General features: G+C 66.0%; 13 protein-coding genes. 8 read left to right on the top strand and 5 right to left on the bottom strand.

Annotated elements, in window-relative coordinates:
- Positions 1-62: 62 nt before the first annotated feature.
- Complete coding sequence (locus QO259_RS04955) at positions 63-992, bottom strand: LysR substrate-binding domain-containing protein (RefSeq protein WP_285952032.1); 930 nt, start codon at positions 990-992, stop codon at positions 63-65.
- Between the two features lie 207 nt (positions 993-1,199).
- On the opposite strand from QO259_RS04955, the gene QO259_RS04950 reads away from it, so the two are divergent.
- The 6 genes from QO259_RS04950 to QO259_RS04925 all read left to right on the top strand — a co-directional run bounded on the left by QO259_RS04950 (position 1,200) and on the right by QO259_RS04925 (position 7,944).
- On the top strand, positions 1,200-2,504 hold the full coding sequence (locus QO259_RS04950; protein WP_285952031.1) for an L-fuconate dehydratase: 1,305 nt from the start codon (positions 1,200-1,202) through the stop codon (positions 2,502-2,504).
- A 96-nt stretch (positions 2,505-2,600) separates the two neighbouring features.
- A complete protein-coding gene (locus tag QO259_RS04945; protein ID WP_207034910.1) occupies positions 2,601-3,689 on the top strand; it encodes a TRAP transporter substrate-binding protein in 1,089 nt (362 codons plus the stop codon).
- A 93-nt stretch (positions 3,690-3,782) separates the two neighbouring features.
- Positions 3,783-4,271: a TRAP transporter small permease gene (locus tag QO259_RS04940; protein WP_035476488.1), complete on the top strand. Its 489-nt coding sequence runs from the start codon at positions 3,783-3,785 to the stop codon at positions 4,269-4,271.
- Positions 4,268-5,524 carry a TRAP transporter large permease gene (locus QO259_RS04935; RefSeq protein ID WP_106418247.1) on the top strand — a complete coding sequence of 419 codons (1,257 nt, stop codon included), beginning with the start codon at positions 4,268-4,270 and terminating at the stop codon, positions 5,522-5,524. Before QO259_RS04940 ends, QO259_RS04935 begins: the two co-directional genes overlap by 4 nt.
- A 16-nt stretch (positions 5,525-5,540) precedes the next feature.
- Positions 5,541-6,968 carry an FAD-binding oxidoreductase gene (locus QO259_RS04930; RefSeq protein ID WP_207034914.1) on the top strand — a complete coding sequence of 476 codons (1,428 nt, stop codon included), beginning with the start codon at positions 5,541-5,543 and terminating at the stop codon, positions 6,966-6,968.
- A gap of 85 nt (positions 6,969-7,053) precedes the next feature.
- Positions 7,054-7,944 carry an NAD(P)-dependent oxidoreductase gene (locus QO259_RS04925; protein WP_285952030.1) on the top strand — a complete coding sequence of 297 codons (891 nt, stop codon included), beginning with the start codon at positions 7,054-7,056 and terminating at the stop codon, positions 7,942-7,944.
- An 80-nt stretch (positions 7,945-8,024) separates the two neighbouring features.
- Here QO259_RS04925 and QO259_RS04920 read toward each other — a convergent pair whose 3' ends face one another.
- Both QO259_RS04920 and QO259_RS04915 read right to left on the bottom strand, forming a co-directional pair.
- Positions 8,025-9,023, bottom strand: coding sequence for a GntR family transcriptional regulator (locus QO259_RS04920; RefSeq protein ID WP_285952029.1), 999 nt, complete (start codon positions 9,021-9,023; stop codon positions 8,025-8,027).
- A 212-nt stretch (positions 9,024-9,235) separates the two neighbouring features.
- Complete coding sequence (locus tag QO259_RS04915) at positions 9,236-10,951, bottom strand: DEAD/DEAH box helicase (protein WP_285952028.1); 1,716 nt, start codon at positions 10,949-10,951, stop codon at positions 9,236-9,238.
- A gap of 505 nt (positions 10,952-11,456) precedes the next feature.
- On the opposite strand from QO259_RS04915, the gene QO259_RS04910 reads away from it, so the two are divergent.
- On the top strand, positions 11,457-11,948 hold the full coding sequence (locus QO259_RS04910) for a YaiI/YqxD family protein (protein ID WP_207034919.1): 492 nt from the start codon (positions 11,457-11,459) through the stop codon (positions 11,946-11,948).
- A gap of 43 nt (positions 11,949-11,991) precedes the next feature.
- Here the strand turns inward: QO259_RS04910 and QO259_RS04905 are convergent, their stop codons facing one another.
- Both QO259_RS04905 and QO259_RS04900 read right to left on the bottom strand, forming a co-directional pair.
- Complete coding sequence (locus QO259_RS04905; protein ID WP_285952027.1) at positions 11,992-12,996, bottom strand: glutathione S-transferase family protein; 1,005 nt, start codon at positions 12,994-12,996, stop codon at positions 11,992-11,994.
- Between the two features lie 163 nt (positions 12,997-13,159).
- Positions 13,160-14,122: a LysR family transcriptional regulator gene (locus QO259_RS04900; protein ID WP_285952026.1), complete on the bottom strand. Its 963-nt coding sequence runs from the start codon at positions 14,120-14,122 to the stop codon at positions 13,160-13,162.
- Positions 14,123-14,591: 469 nt separating this feature from the next.
- Between QO259_RS04900 and QO259_RS04895 the strand changes: the two genes are divergently transcribed.
- Positions 14,592-16,301 carry a peptidoglycan DD-metalloendopeptidase family protein gene (locus QO259_RS04895; protein WP_285952025.1) on the top strand — a complete coding sequence of 570 codons (1,710 nt, stop codon included), beginning with the start codon at positions 14,592-14,594 and terminating at the stop codon, positions 16,299-16,301.
- Positions 16,302-16,507 lie beyond the last annotated feature (206 nt).

Raw genomic sequence — 16,507 nt, 5'->3', positions numbered from 1 at the left:
AGGCGCGAGCCGCTGTCCCGAGCTGAGAGGATAGCGGCCGCGCCGGTCTCGCGATGCGACGCTCAGCCTTCGGAGCGCGTCATCAGCAGTGAGATGAAGGCGTCCACCACCTCGGCGCGCTCCTCGCCCTTGCGCGTCATCACCCCGTAGTAGCCCAGCGGCTCGCCGATGGTCAGCGGCAGCGCGGCGAAGCGCCCGGACGAGATCGCCGTGCGCAGTATCGAGGTGGGCAGCAGCGCGATGGCGTCAGAGGCGCTGACCAGCTGCAGCGTGGTCTGGGTCGAGGTGGTCTCGATCACATTGCGCGGCGAGCGCACCTGAGCCTCGGCCAGGGCCACCTCGAACAGGCCGCGCATGGGGCTGGAGGTGGGGTGCATCACCCACGGCCAGCGCACTACCTCGGCCAGGGTCGGGGTGTGCTGGCACAGCGGGTGGCCGGCGCGTACCACGATCGAGACCGGCTCGGCCTGCAGCGGCAGGAAATCGAACAGATGGTGCTGGGCCGGGTCGGTGAAGCGTCCCAGCACCACATCCAGACGCTTGTACTCGAGATCGGCCAGCAGACGATCGCTGGAATTCTCCTGCACGTTCACCGCCAGCTGCGGGCGCTCGCGCTTGAGCTGGATGATCGCCTGCGGCAGCAGCACCGGTGCCGCACCGGGGACACTGCCGATCACCAGCTTGCCGTGGCCACCTTCGCGCAGCGAGATCAGATCGTCGATCAGGCGGTCGGTGTCGTTGAGAATACTGCGCGCATAGCGCACCAGCATGCGGCCACCGCTGGTCAATGTCATCTGCCGTGGCTGGCGCAGAAACAGCGCCATGCCAAAGAAGTTCTCGATGTCCTTGAGCATCTTGCTGGCCGCAGGTTGGCTCATGTTCATGTGCCGCGCAGTGGCGTGAAGACTACGACTTTCGTCGAGCGTTACCAGCAGCACGAGGTGCTTGATACGCAACCAGCTCTTGATGTGAATTCGACTATCGTGGGACATGTGCATCCCTGCCTTTATTCTTTGGTCAAAGACAATAACCCCGGGTTATTCCAGTTGCAAAAAAAACGATTATTCGGGGCTCTATCGCTCCTTTAGGCTGTTCGGAATCGCCGCCGAGGCCATCGATTGAGGTCTCGAGAATTGGCGTATTCCCCGACAATAGCGCGACCTATTTCGTGCCGTAAGCCATAAGGAAAACCGCGCCCCATGACGACCATTCAGCGCGTCGAAGCCCAGGACATTCGCTTCCCCACCTCGCGTGAGCTCGACGGCTCGGACGCGATGAACGCGGCGCCGGACTATTCGGCCACCTACGTCATCCTGCACACCGATGCGGACGATGGTATCAGCGGTCACGGACTCACCTTCACCATCGGCCGCGGCAACGAGATCTGCGTCGCCGCGGTCAACTCCCTGGCCTCGCGCCTGGAGGGCCGGACGCTCGAGGAGATCACCGCCGACATGGGCGCCTTCTGGCGCGACCTGACCAGCGGCGACAGCCAGCTGCGCTGGCTCGGCCCGGAGAAGGGCGTCATCCATCTGGCCTGCGCGGCGATGGTCAACGCGGTGTGGGACCTGTGGGCCAAGCGCGAGGGCAAGCCGGTGTGGCAGCTGCTCGCCGACATGACCCCGGAGGCACTGGTCAAGTGCCTCGACTTCCGCTTCATCAGCGACGCCCTGACCCCGGAAGAGGCGATCGCGCTGCTGCGCCGCCAGGCGCCGACCAAGGCCGAGCGTGTGGCGCAGCTGCGCGAGCACGGCTACCCCGGCTACACCACCTCGGCGGGCTGGCTGGGCTACTCGGAAGAGAAGATGCGCAAGCTCTGCCGCGAGGCGCTGGACGAGGGTTGGCGCCACTTCAAGCAGAAGGTGGGCGGCGACATCGAGGAGGACCGCGCCCGTGCCCGCATTCTGCGCGAGGAGATCGGCCCCGATTGCACCCTGATGATGGATGCCAACCAGATGTGGGATGTCGACGAAGCGATCGCCAACATGCGCAAGTTAGCCGAGTTCGATCCGCACTGGATCGAGGAGCCGACCAGTCCCGACGACATTCTCGGCCACGCCGAGATCCGCCACCGTCTGGCACCGATCGGCGTCGCCACCGGTGAGCACTGCCACAACCGCGTCATGTTCAAGCAGCTGTTCCAGGCCGAAGCGCTCGACTTCTGCCAGCTCGATGCCGCCCGCCTGGGCGGGCTCAACGAGGTGCTGGTGGTGGTGCTGCTGGCGGCCAAGTACGGCATACCGGTGTGCCCCCACGGCGGTGGCGTGGGCCTGTGCGAGTACACCCAGCACATCTCGATGTTCGACTACATCGCGGTCTCCGGTTCGCTGGAGGGGCGCCTGCTCGAGTACGTCGACCATCTGCACGAACACTTCGAGGCGCCGGTGCAGATCCACCGCGGCCGCTATCAACTACCGGATGCCCCGGGTTACGGGGTGACCATGAAGGCGGCGTCGCTCGCGGCCCACCGCTACCCCGACGGCAGCGCCTGGCACTCCGCCTAGCGCCGTCCCCCGGCAGGCGCGGTCGCCCGCGACAAGCCACAACAAGGTGGCACCGCCCTGCCCCTGACCACCAGCCCACATGCTCTGGAGTCGAAGATGAAAACAACCACACGTACCCCACGTACCCTGCCGCTGCGCCGCTCGCTGATGTCGCTGCTGACCGCCGGCGTGCTCGGCCTGGGCAGCCTGTCGGCAGTGGCCGCCACCGAGATGCCGCCGCTGCCCGAGGTCAAGGGCGATGTCGTTCAAGGCGACGGTAAGGACTACAGCCTCAAGTTCAACATCGGTCTGACCCAGTCCAGCGCCCAGTATCGCGGCCTGGAGTACTTCAAGAAGATCGTCGAGCAGCGCAGCGACGGCCATATCCAGGTGCAGATGTTCCACAGCGCCCAGTTGGGTGACGATCTGCAGTCGGTGAGCGCACTACAGGCCGGCACCCTGGAAATGACCTCGCCCTCGACCTCGCCGATGGTCAACATGTTCCCGCAGTTCGCGGTGTTCGATCTGCCGTTTTTGTTCCCCAAGCCGGAAGTCGCCGACAAGGTGCTCGATGGCGAGATCGGCCAGCGCATGCTGAAGGAAGCCTCGACCAAGGGGCTAGTGGCGATCGGCTGGTCGGAGAACGGCTACCGTCAGCTGACCAACAGCAAGCGCCCGGTCTCCAAGCCGTCGGATCTCGACGGTCTCAAGATCCGCACCATGCAGAACCCGATCCACCTGGATATCTGGCGCACCCTGGGGGCCAACCCGACACCGATGTCGTTCGCCGAGCTGTTCACCGCTCTTGAGCAGCACGTGGTCGACGGCCAGGAGAACCCCTGGATCACCATCAAGTCCTCCAAGTTCAACGAGGTGCAGCAGTACGCCACCGAGACCAACCACGTCTACACGCCCTTCATCACGCTGGTCTCCGAGCGCTTCTGGAACCGTCTGCCGGCCGACTACCAGCAGCTGCTGCGTGACGCTGCCAAGCAGATGGGCGACTACGAGCGCCACGTCAGCCGCAGCATGAACGACCAGATCAAGCAGGAGCTGAAAGACGAAGGCATGCAGATCACCGAGCTGACGCCGGCCCAGGTCAAGGTGTTCCAGGACAAGCTGGAGCCGGTCTACGCCAACTGGCGCGACAAGATCGGCGGTGACCTGATCGACAGCATCCGCCAGGCCGCCGCCTCGGCCCAGTAATCCCGCCCCCGCGGCCGGTCGAGAGACTGGCCGCGTCTCATTGTCGGGGGCGTGCCGGCCTGGCCGTCACGCCCCGCTTGCTCGGAGAGCGCGATGACCGCTTCCTCGTCCACTGCACGCGGCGTGCTGGGGTGGCTCAAGCTGACCCTGGAGATCGCCGTCGGCCTGCTCGTGCTGGGTGTCGTCTTCTGCGTCACCGCCAACGTCTTCGGCCGCTATGTGCTCAACTACTCCTACACCTGGGCCGAGGAGATGTCCCGGGTGCTGTTCATCTGGCTGGTGCTGCTGGGCGCCGGTGTCGGCAGTCTCGGCAACGAGCACGTCGCGGTGACCTTCTTCCGCGACAAGGCGCCGAGCGCGCTCAAGCGCGCCGCCTCGCTGCTCGCCATCGCGGTGATCTATATCGTCTGCATCTGCATCCTGTTCGGCTTCCGCGATCTGATCTCGGGCTACACCAGCGCCACGCCGATGCTGGGCATTCCGCAGACCTTCCTCTACAGCGCCATGCCGGTGATGGCGGTCCTCACGCTGATCGCCAACAGCGTTGCGCTCGTCGCCCTGCTACGAGGAAAAACAGCATGATTCTCTGGAGCATTCTCGTCGGTCTGGCGATCTGTATCGTCATCGGCATGCCGATCTCGTTCGGCCTCGCCGCCATTACCCTGTTCATCTTCTTCGAGTCGGACTATGCGCTGTCGCCGATCGTGGCGCAGGCGGTCAACGGACTCGACTCCTTCCCGCTACTGGCGATCCCGCTGTTCATCCTGGTCGGCGAAGTGATGAGCGAGGGCGGCATCGCCACGCGCCTGGTCCGCCTGGCCAGCGCCCTGGTCGGCTTCGTCGCCGGCGGCCTGGGCCAGGTCGCGGTGCTGACCTCGATGTTCTTCGGCGGTATCAGCGGCTCGGCGGTGGCCGACGCCTCCGCCGTCGGCAGCATGATGATCGAGCCGATGAAGCGCCACCGCTACAGCGGGCCGCTGGCCACGGCGATCGTCGTCGCGGCCTCGGTGGTGGGGATCATCATCCCGCCGTCGATTCCGATGATCCTGTTCGGCGTGGTCACCAACACCTCGATCTCGGCGCTGTTCATGGCGGGTATCGTGCCCGGCATTCTGATCACCCTGGGGCTGGCGGTGACCACCTACGTACAGTCGCGCAAGAACGGCCGCGGCCAGCCGTTCTCGCTGCCGGAGCTGGGCAGCGCGCTGAAGGACGCCGCCCTTGCCCTGCTGCTGCCGGTGATCATCGTCGGCGGTATCCTTTCGGGGGTCTTCACCCCCACCGAGAGCGCGGCGATCGCGCTGGTCTACGCCTTCGTGGTGTCGTTCGTGATCTATCGCAGCCTCAGCCTCAAGCGCTTCTTCCAGCTCTGCATCAACACCGGCAAGCTGACCGGTGTGGTGATGCTGCTGCTCGCCTTCGCCAGCGTGCTGGCGTGGCTGCTGACCGCCAACATGATCCCGCAACAGCTGGTGGTGACGCTCTCGGCGCTGACCGACAACCGCTTCCTGCTGCTGCTGATCCTCGCCGCCTTCCTGCTGGTGGTGGGCTTCTTCATGGATCTGACCCCGGCGATGGTGATCCTGGCGCCGCTGATGACGCCGGTCGTGGTCAAGCTGGGCATCGACCCGGTCTACTTCGGCGTGCTGATGTCCTTCATCCTCGGCATCGGGCTGATCACACCGCCGGTGGGCACGGTGCTCTACGTCGGCTGCGGCGTGGGCAAGGTGGGCATGGAGAGTCTGGTCAAGAGCCTGCTGCCGTTCTATTTCACCCTGCTGGGCCTGCTGGTGCTGTTCCTGGTCTTCCCCGGCATCGTGCTGTGGTATCGCTGAGCATAGGGAGACGACGATGACCCGCGACAACGCCCTGATCGGCGAACTCGAAAAATTGTTGGGCGCGCGCGGCGTGCTCACCCAGGCGGATGACCTGGCCCGCTACCGCACCGACTGGACCGGGCGCCGCGGCGGCATGCCGCTGGCCGTGGTGCGACCGGAGAACACCGCCCAGGTGGCGGATATCGTCGCCTACTGCCATCGCCACGACGTACCGCTGGTGCCCCAGGGCGGGCACAGCGGGCTGGTGTGCGGGGCGATGCCGGACGAGGAGTGCGCCGAGCTGGTGCTCAGCCTGGAGCGCATGAACCAGGTACGCGAACTCGACCCGCTCAACTTCAGTCTGAGCGTGGATGCCGGCTGCGTGCTGCAGACCATCAAGGAGGTGGCCGAGGAGGCGGACTGCTACTTCCCGCTGGCCCTGGGTGCCCAGGGCAGCTGTCAGATCGGCGGCAATATCTCCACCAACGCCGGCGGGCTCAACGTGCTGCGCTACGGCATGACCCGCCAGCTGGTGCTGGGCCTGGAAGTGGTACTGCCCGACGGGCGCATCCTCAGCCACATGCGTGCGCTGCACAAGAACAACACCGGCTACGACCTGAAGCAGCTGTTCATCGGTGCCGAGGGCACGCTGGGGATCGTCACCGGTGCGGTGCTCAAGCTCTTCCCCAAGCCCCGGGTCACCCGTACCGCCCTGCTCGCCTGCGCCGACATCGAAGCGGTGCTGGCACTCTATGCCCTGGCCCGGCGCTGCTGCTGCGATCTGCTCACCGCCTTCGAGCTGATCCCGCGGCACTGCCTGGAGCTGGCCATGCAGGCGGCACCTGACCTGCGCGACCCGCTCGACGCGCCCCACCCCACTTACGTGCTGATGGAGGTGGCGGCGAGCGGCCCCGCCGATCTGGATGCGATGATCGAGGCGTTGTTCGAACAGGGGGCCGAGGCGGAGCTGCTGGTCGACGGCGTGCTCGCCGCCAGCGAGGCCCAGGCCCAGCAGCTATGGCTGATCCGCGAGGCGATGCTGGAGGGCCAGCGGCAGACCGGCGAGCATCTGCGCACCGATATCTCGCTGCCGATCTCGTCGCTGCCGCTGTTCCACGCCCAGGCCAGCCACGCCATCGCGGAGGCCTGCCCGGAGGCGACGGTGATCGCCTACGGCCACATCGGCGACGGCAACCTGCACTTCAATATTCTGCCGCCGGCGGCGCTGACGGAGGCCGAGCGCCTGCCGCTGCTCCACGATCTGGAGCTGCGCCTGTTCGAGATCGTCGAAGCGTTCGACGGCAGCATCAGCGCCGAGCACGGTATCGGACGGCTCAAGCAGGCCGCCTTCCTCGATACCCTGCCGGGGCCGGAGTACGACCTGATGCGCGGTATCAAGCATCTGCTCGACCCGCGCGAGCTGCTCTCGCCGGGGCGTATCCTGCCGCGCAGCGGCGATTGAAGCCGGCGCCGGCGATAAGCCCCGCCCCACGCCGGGCCGCGCGCGGCGCCCTCGGCAAGACGAAGTCAGGTAAGGACAAGGCGAGATGACCACACAAAGACGCGTCGGTGTTCTGGGCACCGGCATCATGGGCGCCCCGATCGCCCGCCGCCTGGCCGCTGCCGGCTATGCCGTCAGCGCCTGGAACCGCAGCCGCGACAAGCTCGCACCGCTGGCCGATCACGCCATCCATCTCGCCGCCACCCCGGCGGAGGCGGCTGATGTCGATACTCTGATCGTGATGCTCAGCTCCGGGCCGATATGCGACGAGGTGCTGCTGGGCGCAGACGGCGCGATCGCCGCGATGCCCGCCGGTAGTCGGCTGATCGTGATGAGCTCGATCCCGGTGGCTACCGCCCGCGCCCAGGCCGAAGCCGCCGCAGCGCGGGGCATCGACTATCTCGACGCGCCGGTCTCCGGCGGCGAGCGCGGCGCCATCGACGGCACCCTGGCGATCATGGTCGGTGGCGAGGCCAACGTTTTCGAGACCAGCCGCGAGCTGCTGAGCCACCTGGGCCGCCCCACCCATGTCGGGCCCGCCGGCTGTGGTGAACTGGCCAAGCTGGCCAATCAGATGATCGTCGCCAACACCCTGGCCACGGTGGCCGAGGCGCTGCTGCTGGTCGAACGTGGTGGGGCCGACCCGGCCCGGGTGCGCGAGGCGCTGCTCGGCGGCTTCGCCGACTCGACCATCCTCACCCAACACGGCGAGCGTATGCTGGCTGGAAACTTCACCCCCGGGGGCCCGGCCAAGTGGCAGCACAAGGACACCCAGACCGCTCTGGCCGAAGCCGCCAGCCTGGGCCTGGAGCTGCCGCTGAGCCAGCGCGCCGATGCCCTGTTCGGCGCCATGCTCGACCATGGCGACGGCGATCTCGACCACAGCGGCATCATTCGTGAGCTGCGCCGCCACAATGGTCTACCGGTCGATGGCTGATGGTTCGATGGCTGACTGGGCGATGGCTGACTGGGCGATGGCCTGAGCGCGCAGCCACCGGATAACGTGATGGCCGCGGCTCAGCAGCGGCTGAGCCAGCGCAAATAGGCGGGAATACGGATATCGCCATCGCGCTGGAAGTTGACCAGCCGCGCCTGAACCAGTGACTCGGAGCAGGCCAGATGGTCGCTCAACGCCTGACTGGCACGTGTCGCCTGCCCCGCCGCCAGCGCTTCGAACACCTGGCGGTGGGCCGCGAAGAAGGGGTCCCCCGAGGGCAGCGCGATCTCGCCCCCCAGCAGGTGCTTGCTGATCAGCAGGATCGGCCGCGTGCGCTGCAGCATCGACAGCAGCTCGTCGTTGGCACCGTGGACCAGGGCGTCATGGTGCAGGTCCTGTTCCAGCGCATCCAGCCGCCCCGGATCGATATCCGGATAGCGCCGTTCGGCCTGGGCCAGCCGCTGCAGATAGCGCTCGACGTCCGGCGCTCCGATACGCGCGCATGCCTTGCCGATCATGAACGGTTCGAGCAGGCGGCGCGCCTCGTAGAGCTGATGCAGCCGGTCACTGTCCAGTGGCACCACGTTCCAGCTCGAATACTTGACCTTGGCCACCACGCCGAGGGACTGCAACTGCAGTAGAATGCGGTGGGTGACGCTGCGACTGACGTCGAGCGTACGCGAGAGCTCCAGCTCGTTGAGTTCCAGCCGCCCCTTCATCGACCCGAGCACCACGTCGTGCTCGACCCGTTCGGCCAGTGCACGCCACGACTCGGTGCGCTTGACCGAGGCGCGCCCGCCGGCGGCACGGAAGTCGGCCGCGGTGAGCGAACGCCGCACCACCTCGCTCGGCTCGCCGCCGACCACGTAGCCACGCCCTTCGAAGCGGCTGATCGCCCCTTCGTCGTACAGCCGCGCCAGGGTCTGGCGCACCGGCGAACGGCTCATGCCGAAGATCTCGGCGATATTGCTCTCCAGCAGCACCAGACCGGGCTCGAGATGGCCGCTGGCCATGCTGCGCAGCAGCGCCTGGTAGAGCTGGTCCTTGAGCGTCTTGACCATATCGTTAACCTTAGCCATCGGGGCACACCGCGTCGGCGCGACACCTGTCTCGATTCAGCGAACAAAAACGATTATTGCACACCATGATCATTGGTCGCTGTCCGACCATGGCCCAAGCCAGTGGCGGCGGACGCGCGGCCCGGGCGGCTACCGCGCAGACTTGCGCGGCGCGCACACAAAAACGCCGCCCCTGAAGATCAGGGGCGGCGTGGGACCAGCAGTGCCTGGGATCAGGCGCGCGAGCGGCGCATCGGCGCATCGCCGTCGTTACGGCGGCGCGGTGCACGTTCCGGTGCGCCCTGATCTTCGGCGATCTCCAGCGAGCGGCCGGCGACCCGAGCGCGTGCCATCTTGGCCAGGATGGTGCTGGGCAGACCGCTGGGCAGCTCGACCACCGAGAAGGCGTTGCGGATGTCGATACGACCGATACGGGCGCCTTCGATACCGCCTTCGTTGGCCAGCGCACCAACCAGCTGGCCGGGCTTGACGCCATCCTTGTGGCCGACCGAGACGCGGTAGCGGGTCATGCCTTCACGCGGGGCGCTGTCGCGGCGACGCGGGCCACGCTCGCGGCCGGCATCGCGGCCACCGTCACGCGGGTTGTCGCGGCGCGCAGGGCCTGCGGTGATACGCCCGATCGGGGCTTCACCGGCGCGTGCCAGGGTCGCCATGGCGGCGGCCAGATCGACGGGGTCGTGACCCTCTGCGACCAGCTTCTCGATCAGCTCACGCTGCTGGCCGGCACCGGCTTCGAGCATCTCGAGCAGACGCGCACTGAAGCGGTCGTCGCGATGGGCGCGGATGGCGCTCTCGTCGGGCAGCGGCATCTCGGTCATCGGCTGGCCGGTGGCCTGCTCGACCCAGCGCACCTTGCGCGTCTCGCGGCCGCCGGCGAAGGTGATCGCCACGCCGTCACGGCCGGCACGGCCGGTACGCCCGATACGGTGGATGTAGGCTTCCGAGTCCTGCGGCAGATCGTAGTTGATCACGTGGGTGATACGCGGCACGTCGAGGCCGCGTGCGGCCACGTCGGTGGCCACCAGCACGTCGACCTTGGCACGCTTGAGCCGAGTGATGGTGCGCTCACGCAGGCTCTGGTCGAGGTCACCGGAGAGGCCGGCGGCGTTGACGCCACGCGCGGTGAGCTGCTCGACCAGCGTGGTGCAGGCGGCACGGGTGCGCACGAAGACGATCGCGGCATCGACCGGCTCGACTTCGAGGATACGCGCCAGCGCTTCGAGCTTGCTTGGGCCTTCGACCCGAACCACACGCTGCTCGATGTTCTCGCCGGTGCTGACCTTGGATTCGATCGCCACCTTGACCGGATCGACCAGATAGCGGTTGACGATACGCTCGATCTCGCTCGGCAGGGTGGCCGAGAAGAACACCCGCTGCGAGTCGCTGGGCGCATCGGCGACCACGCGCTTGACGTCGTCGATGAAGCCCATGCGCAGCATTTCGTCGGCTTCGTCGAGCACCAGGGCGGAGAGCCCTTCCAGCTTGAGGCTGCCACGATCCAGGTGATCGATGATCCGGCCCGGGGTGCCGACCACTACCTGAGCGCCGCGCTTGAGCGCGCTCAGCTGCTCACGGTACTCCTGACCGCCGCACAGGGTGGCGATCTCGAGCCCTTTCAGATTCTGACCGTACTTGGAAAACGAGACGGCCACCTGCTGGGCCAGCTCGCGGGTCGGTGCCAGTACCAGCACCTGAGGTTCACGCCGCTCGAGCTCGAGTCGGCTCAAGAGCGGCAGGGCGAAGGCAGCGGTCTTGCCGGTGCCGGTCTGGGCCTGGCCCAGCACGTCGCGACCGTCCAGCAGTGCAGGGATGGTCTGCGACTGGATCGGGGAGGGTGTTTCGTAGCCCAGGGTATCGAGGGCAGAGAGTACTTCCGGCAATAGCGCCAGATCGCCAAAGCTTGGCGTCGCAACTACAGTCGAGGTCATTTCACACCTTGGAGTGGCCGGTGGAGGTACCGGCGAAAATGTCATGGTGCCGCGGGCTTGTGGCCCGACCGACACCGGTCGCACCTGGCATTGTCACCGAGTCGGCGCGAGTGCCGGAGTCGGAGACGTCTGTGGCGACCTTGCTGCGCCCGATCGTGAGAGTCATCGATCGATAAAAGCGCGCCATCGTTGCATCCGGACGCAGAAGTCGGCTTGCGCCGTGCGTCGTACACGAGATACGTCCGGTAGTGGCATCGACTCACGGGTCGATGGCGTGGATTGCAGACATATCGGCAGGATGGTGGGGTCAACACATGCGAGGAAGCGCAACTATACCATGGGTGAAGCGCCACCTCCACCACGATCGTAAATTTCCTACATCTCCCCTCTCCTCCTCTTCCGCACCCACCACTCCAGCCCTCTTGCGCCCCAACGGGAGGTGAGTACGCGGCCTATCACCGCTAGAATCGCCGCTGCCAGCCACCCGATTCCAGGAGAAGCGCCGATGACCCAAGAGATACCCGAAGCGCGCGCGGACGCGACATCCGCCGTGACCCTGTGGGTCGATGCCGACGCCTGCCCGCGGCCAGCCCGTGAGATCATCCTGCGCGCCGCCGAACGCACCCGCACCCCGACCTGGATGGTCGCCAATCACACCCTGCCGCTGCCGCCCTCGGCCTGGGTCAAGGCGCGTAGTGTGGCCCACGGCTTCGATGCCGCCGACGACCTGATCGCGGCCTCGGTGCGCCCCGGCGATCTGGTGATCACCAGCGACCTGCCGCTGGCCCAGGAGGTGATCGAGCGCGGCGCCGACGTCATGACCACCCGTGGAGAGCCACTGAGCGCTGACAACGTGCGCGCCAAGGTCCAGATGCGCGACTTCCTGGAGACGCTGCGCGCCAGCGGCGAGCAGACCCGCGGGCCCGACGCCTACGGCGACACCGAGCGGCGCGAGTTCGCCAATGCGCTGGACCGCTGGTTGCGGCGCCATACTTGAGACGCCACCGGTGAAACGTCACATCTGACCCGAAATCGCGGTATCAGGCGCGTTCGCGGATACCGTGCCCCTCCAGCCGCTCGCGGTCGTGGGGGCGCTCGAGATCCAGCTGCGGCCCCCGCGGCACGATGCGGGTCGGGTTGATGGTGTCGTGGCTGTAATAGTAGTGGCGCTTGATATGGTCGAAGTCGACCGTCTCGGCGATGCCCGGCCACTGGTAGAGTTCGCGCAGATAGTTGGCGAGCTGCGGGTAGTCCTCGATCCGCCGGCGGTTGCACTTGAAGTGGCCGAAGTAGACCGCGTCGAAGCGGATCAGCGTGGTGAACAGGCGAATGTCCGCCTCGGTCAGCCAGGCGCCGGCCAGATAGCGCTGCTCGGCGAGACGCGCCTCGAGCCGGTCGAGGCAGGCGAACAGCGCCTCGTAGTGTTTCTCGTAGACCGCCTGTTCGGTGGCGAAGCCGGTCTTGTAGACGCCGTTGTTGACGTTGTCGTAGACGTCGGCGTTGACCGCGTCGATCACCTCGCGCAGATCCTCGGGATAGAACTCGAGCCGGTTGCCGGTGAGCCCGTCGAAGGCCGAGTCGAACATGCGCACCAGTTCCGCCGACTCGTTGTTGAGAATCCGGCCCTGCTGCTTGTCCCATAGCGCCGGCACGGTGACCCGCCCGGTATAGCGCGGATCGGTCAGGGTATAGAGCTGATGGTGGTACTCGACCCCATTGACGGCATCGCCGCTGGCCCCTTCGTCGCGGTGATAAGACCAACCCTGGTCGAGCATCAGCGGGCTGGTGTGGGACACCCCGATCAGGCCATCGAGCCCCTTGAGCTTGCGCATGATCAGCGCCCGATGGGCCCAGGGGCAGGCCAGCGAGACATAGAGATGGAAACGCCCGGCCTCGGCGCGCACCCCCGGTTGCCCGTCCGGCCCCGCCTCTCCCTCGGCCGTGACCCAGTCGCGCAGCTTGGCGGATTCGCGCACGAACTCCCCGCCGTGGCTCTGGGTGTCGTACCACTTGTCCTGCCATTCACCGTTGACCAACAGGCCCATGCGTCTCTCCCTGTTCCGATATTCCTGGCGCACCGCGCCCGTCCGATATTCCCAGCGCGCCGCGCCCGCGATTCGCGTTAAGCATCATTCACTTTCAGCATAGAGGGCCAGAATCGAATATCGAGCGGATAAATTCGCTGCCACCGTTCGGCGCAGACGAACCTTAAGACTGTGGCGCGTCAGCCAGTGGGATCTGATGCGCCTGCGCCCCCTCTGGCAACAGCAAAGGCTCGGCATCACGGCAGCTGGTAACGGTCGCCTCGATCAGCGCCTGCGCCAAGGCCTGAGTCGCCGGGCCGGCGCCATCGATATCGCGATGGACGATCTGCAGCGAAGCGTAACGGATACCGCCGACCCGCAGCGGCAGCGCCTTCAGCCGGCCACCGTCGAGCGCCGCCTGGATACGCGTCTGCGGCACCCAGGCAAAGCCCAGCCCGCGCTCGAGCATGTCGATGGAGGTAGAGAGATGCGAGAGTGTCCAGCGCTGCTCGGCCTTCAGCCAGCCGGCATCCAGCCGGTGGCGTACGGCGGAGTCACGCACTACCAGCTGGCGATGGCCTTCCAGGTCACGCAGATCGAGCGCCCGGCCCAGGCCGTGCAACGGATGCTCGGGGTGAGCCACGGCGATGAACGGAATGTCCACCAGCGGCTGCCCCAGAAAGCCCTGCGGGCTGAAGCCCGAGATGATCAGGTCGGCGCGTGACTCGTACAGCATTTCGACAGCGCCGTTGAGTACAGTCTCATGCAGCTGCACGCGCACGTGGGGGTAGGCTGCCGAGAAGCGGGTCAGCGCCTCGGCCAGCGCGCAGCCGGGGAAGATCTGATCCACCGCCAGCGTGATCTCCGCCTCGAGGCCGCCGGCAAGGCGTTCGGCGACATCCTCGAGCAGCGCTGCGTTCTCGATGAGTTGGCGTGCCCGGCGCAGCAGCATCTTCCCGGCTTCGGTCAGCACCACCTGGCGCCCCTTGGGCTCGAACAGCCGTACACCCAGTTGCTCCTCGATCTTGTGAATCGCATGGTTGAGCGTCGAAGGGCTCTTGTGGATCGCCTCTGCCGCCTTGGCGAACCCACCATGGTCGGCCACTGCCGCCAGCATCTGCCACTGCAGCAAGGTCACTCTCGGCATGCGCTCACCTCCGGCTGAAAACGCTCATGGGCCCGGAAAGAAGGGCCGCGCCCTTTTCAGTTTACCGCGTCGCGGGCATCGAGAAACCCGTTGCACGCAGCCATTCGGCCCGTACACTCTGGACGCGGGCACAGGCTTCGGGGGCACCCTTGCAGCGCCTATCGGGCAGCTTTTCTCGGCGTCATCGAAAACTCATACAAGGGTTTTACGGAGCACCATTGGCGCAAAATAGCGACGTTTTTATTGCACCATATTAGTGCGAAGCGCTGCGCGAACCGGGCGATACCGGGCATGAAAAGTTAGGCTGCAAAACATCTGCTTGACACCGGGGCACTCTTCTCCGCACCCCATGGCGTCTGGGATTCGATGCTGTACATTAATACAGACTAGGCAATTAATACCGCCATGGGGTATGGTTCCCGAGCCTTTATATTAGTTTGTCACCTTTTTTACTCGGGCCTTCACCTTCATGCTGCGAATTTTCCATTCGCTACCCCGCACTCATAAAGTGCTGCTGCTTCCGGTCGCCACTATGGTCACCGTGCTGGGTACGCAAAAGATCATCGGCGTCTTCGACCACGCCGACACCGCGCAGACACCGATTTCCGTCGCTTCGACCGCCACACTCTCCCAGTCGATCATCGCCTCGGCTGGCGATCATGCCCCGACCGATGGTCATGACAAGGCGAGTGAGCCTTCGACACTCCAGCGTCTTTCCGACGATATACCTCTGGCGCAGTTGAAGCCGCTGGAAGTCATGGATGTCGATCTGATTCCCCAGGCGCAGGCCAGCGAGGACATTCCCGCGGCCAGTTCTACGACCGCCACCGGCTCGACCAGCGCCCCTGCCACCCCGCTGCTCGCCGCCACGGCACTCAAGTCGGCTCTGGCGCTGGGCGCCAGCGGCCATGACTTCGCCGCCAACAGCGACAGCGACGACGATATCGGCGGCACCTCCTACGAGGACTGGACGTCCGACGGGATGCTCGACCCCAACGGCGATCCCGAGCTCGGCAGCGAGATCGCCTCGCATGAACAGTACGTGCCGGAGTGGCAGAGCTACACCATCCAGCCGGGCGACTCCTTCGCTTTGACCGCCGAGCGCACGCTGGGGCTGGAGTACAGCGATGTGACCCAGATCCTCGGCGCGGTGCCGGACAAGAAGGTACTGACCCGCTGGCGCGTCGGCCGGACCTTCGATTACAAGCTCGACGAGAATGGCCAGCTGCTGGCCCTGCGGGTGATGAAGAATCCCCGCGACGGCTATCTGATCGAGCGCGACAGCGAGACCGCCGAGTTCGCCTACTCGCCGATCGAGAAAGCCGGCGAGGCTACCCAGCGCATGTTCAGCGGTACCGTAAGCGGCTCCTTCGCGCTCTCGGCGCAGTCCACCGGGCTCTCCAGCGCCGAGGTCTCCGAACTGACCCACGTGCTCTCCAAGAAGCTCGATTTCCGCCGCGACGCCCGCGCCGGCGATCACTTCCAGGTGCTGGTCGAGTCCGACATGATCGACGGCCAGTCGCTGGACTCCAAGATTCTCGCCGCCAAGTACGAAGGCCAGCGCATGGATCTGACCGTGGTACGCAACAGTGCCGACGATCACTTCTATACCCCGGACGGCAACGGTCTCGATCCCGCCTTCGACCGCTACCCCTTCCAGGGGCACTACCGCATCAGCTCGCCGTTCAACCTGCGCCGGCACCATCCGGTCACCGGTCGCATCAGCCCGCACAAGGGCACCGACTTCGCCATGCGTAGCGGCACCCCGATCGATGCCCCCGCCGACGGCCGGGTCGAGAAGGTGGTCAACCACCCGCTCGCCGGCAAGTACATCGTGATCCGTCACGACAACGGCTACGTCACCCGCTACCTGCACCTGAGCAAGGCGCTGGTGAAGCCCGGCGAGCGGGTCAAGATGGGCCAGGAGATCGCGCTCTCCGGCAATACCGGACGCACCACCGGGCCACACCTGCACTACGAGATCCTGGTCAACAACCGTCAGGTCGACGCCATGCGCGTGAAGCTGCCGGATTCGCAGAAGCTGACCGGCAAGGCGCTGGCCGCCTTCAAGCGCCAGTCGGAAAATCTGCTGGCCAAGCTCGATCAGGGCAACAGCGACGAACCGGCCATCGCCCAGGTCGACCCGCAGAAGACCCAGCGCGGCGACGACAATATCTGATCGGTCTCATCTGATCGGTCCCTGGCCAGCACAAGATCGATGGCCAGTACTAGACGAGCCCTGCCTTGAAAAAGCCCCGCCCAGTGCGGGGCTTTTTGCTGTCTGCCAGGGGTGAAAATCCATCGGCGCGCTGGCCTACCCCAGGGGCACCGATAATTTCCGTTTGCGGGGGTAGAAGTTTGCGCCACTTAGGCCCATTCTGAGAC

Source organism: Salinicola sp. JS01 (assembly GCF_030284585.1).
Lineage (GTDB): Bacteria > Pseudomonadota > Gammaproteobacteria > Pseudomonadales > Halomonadaceae > Salinicola.
Note: the sequence above shows the minus strand (reverse complement) of the source record. Positions and strands in the feature narration are given on the sequence as shown.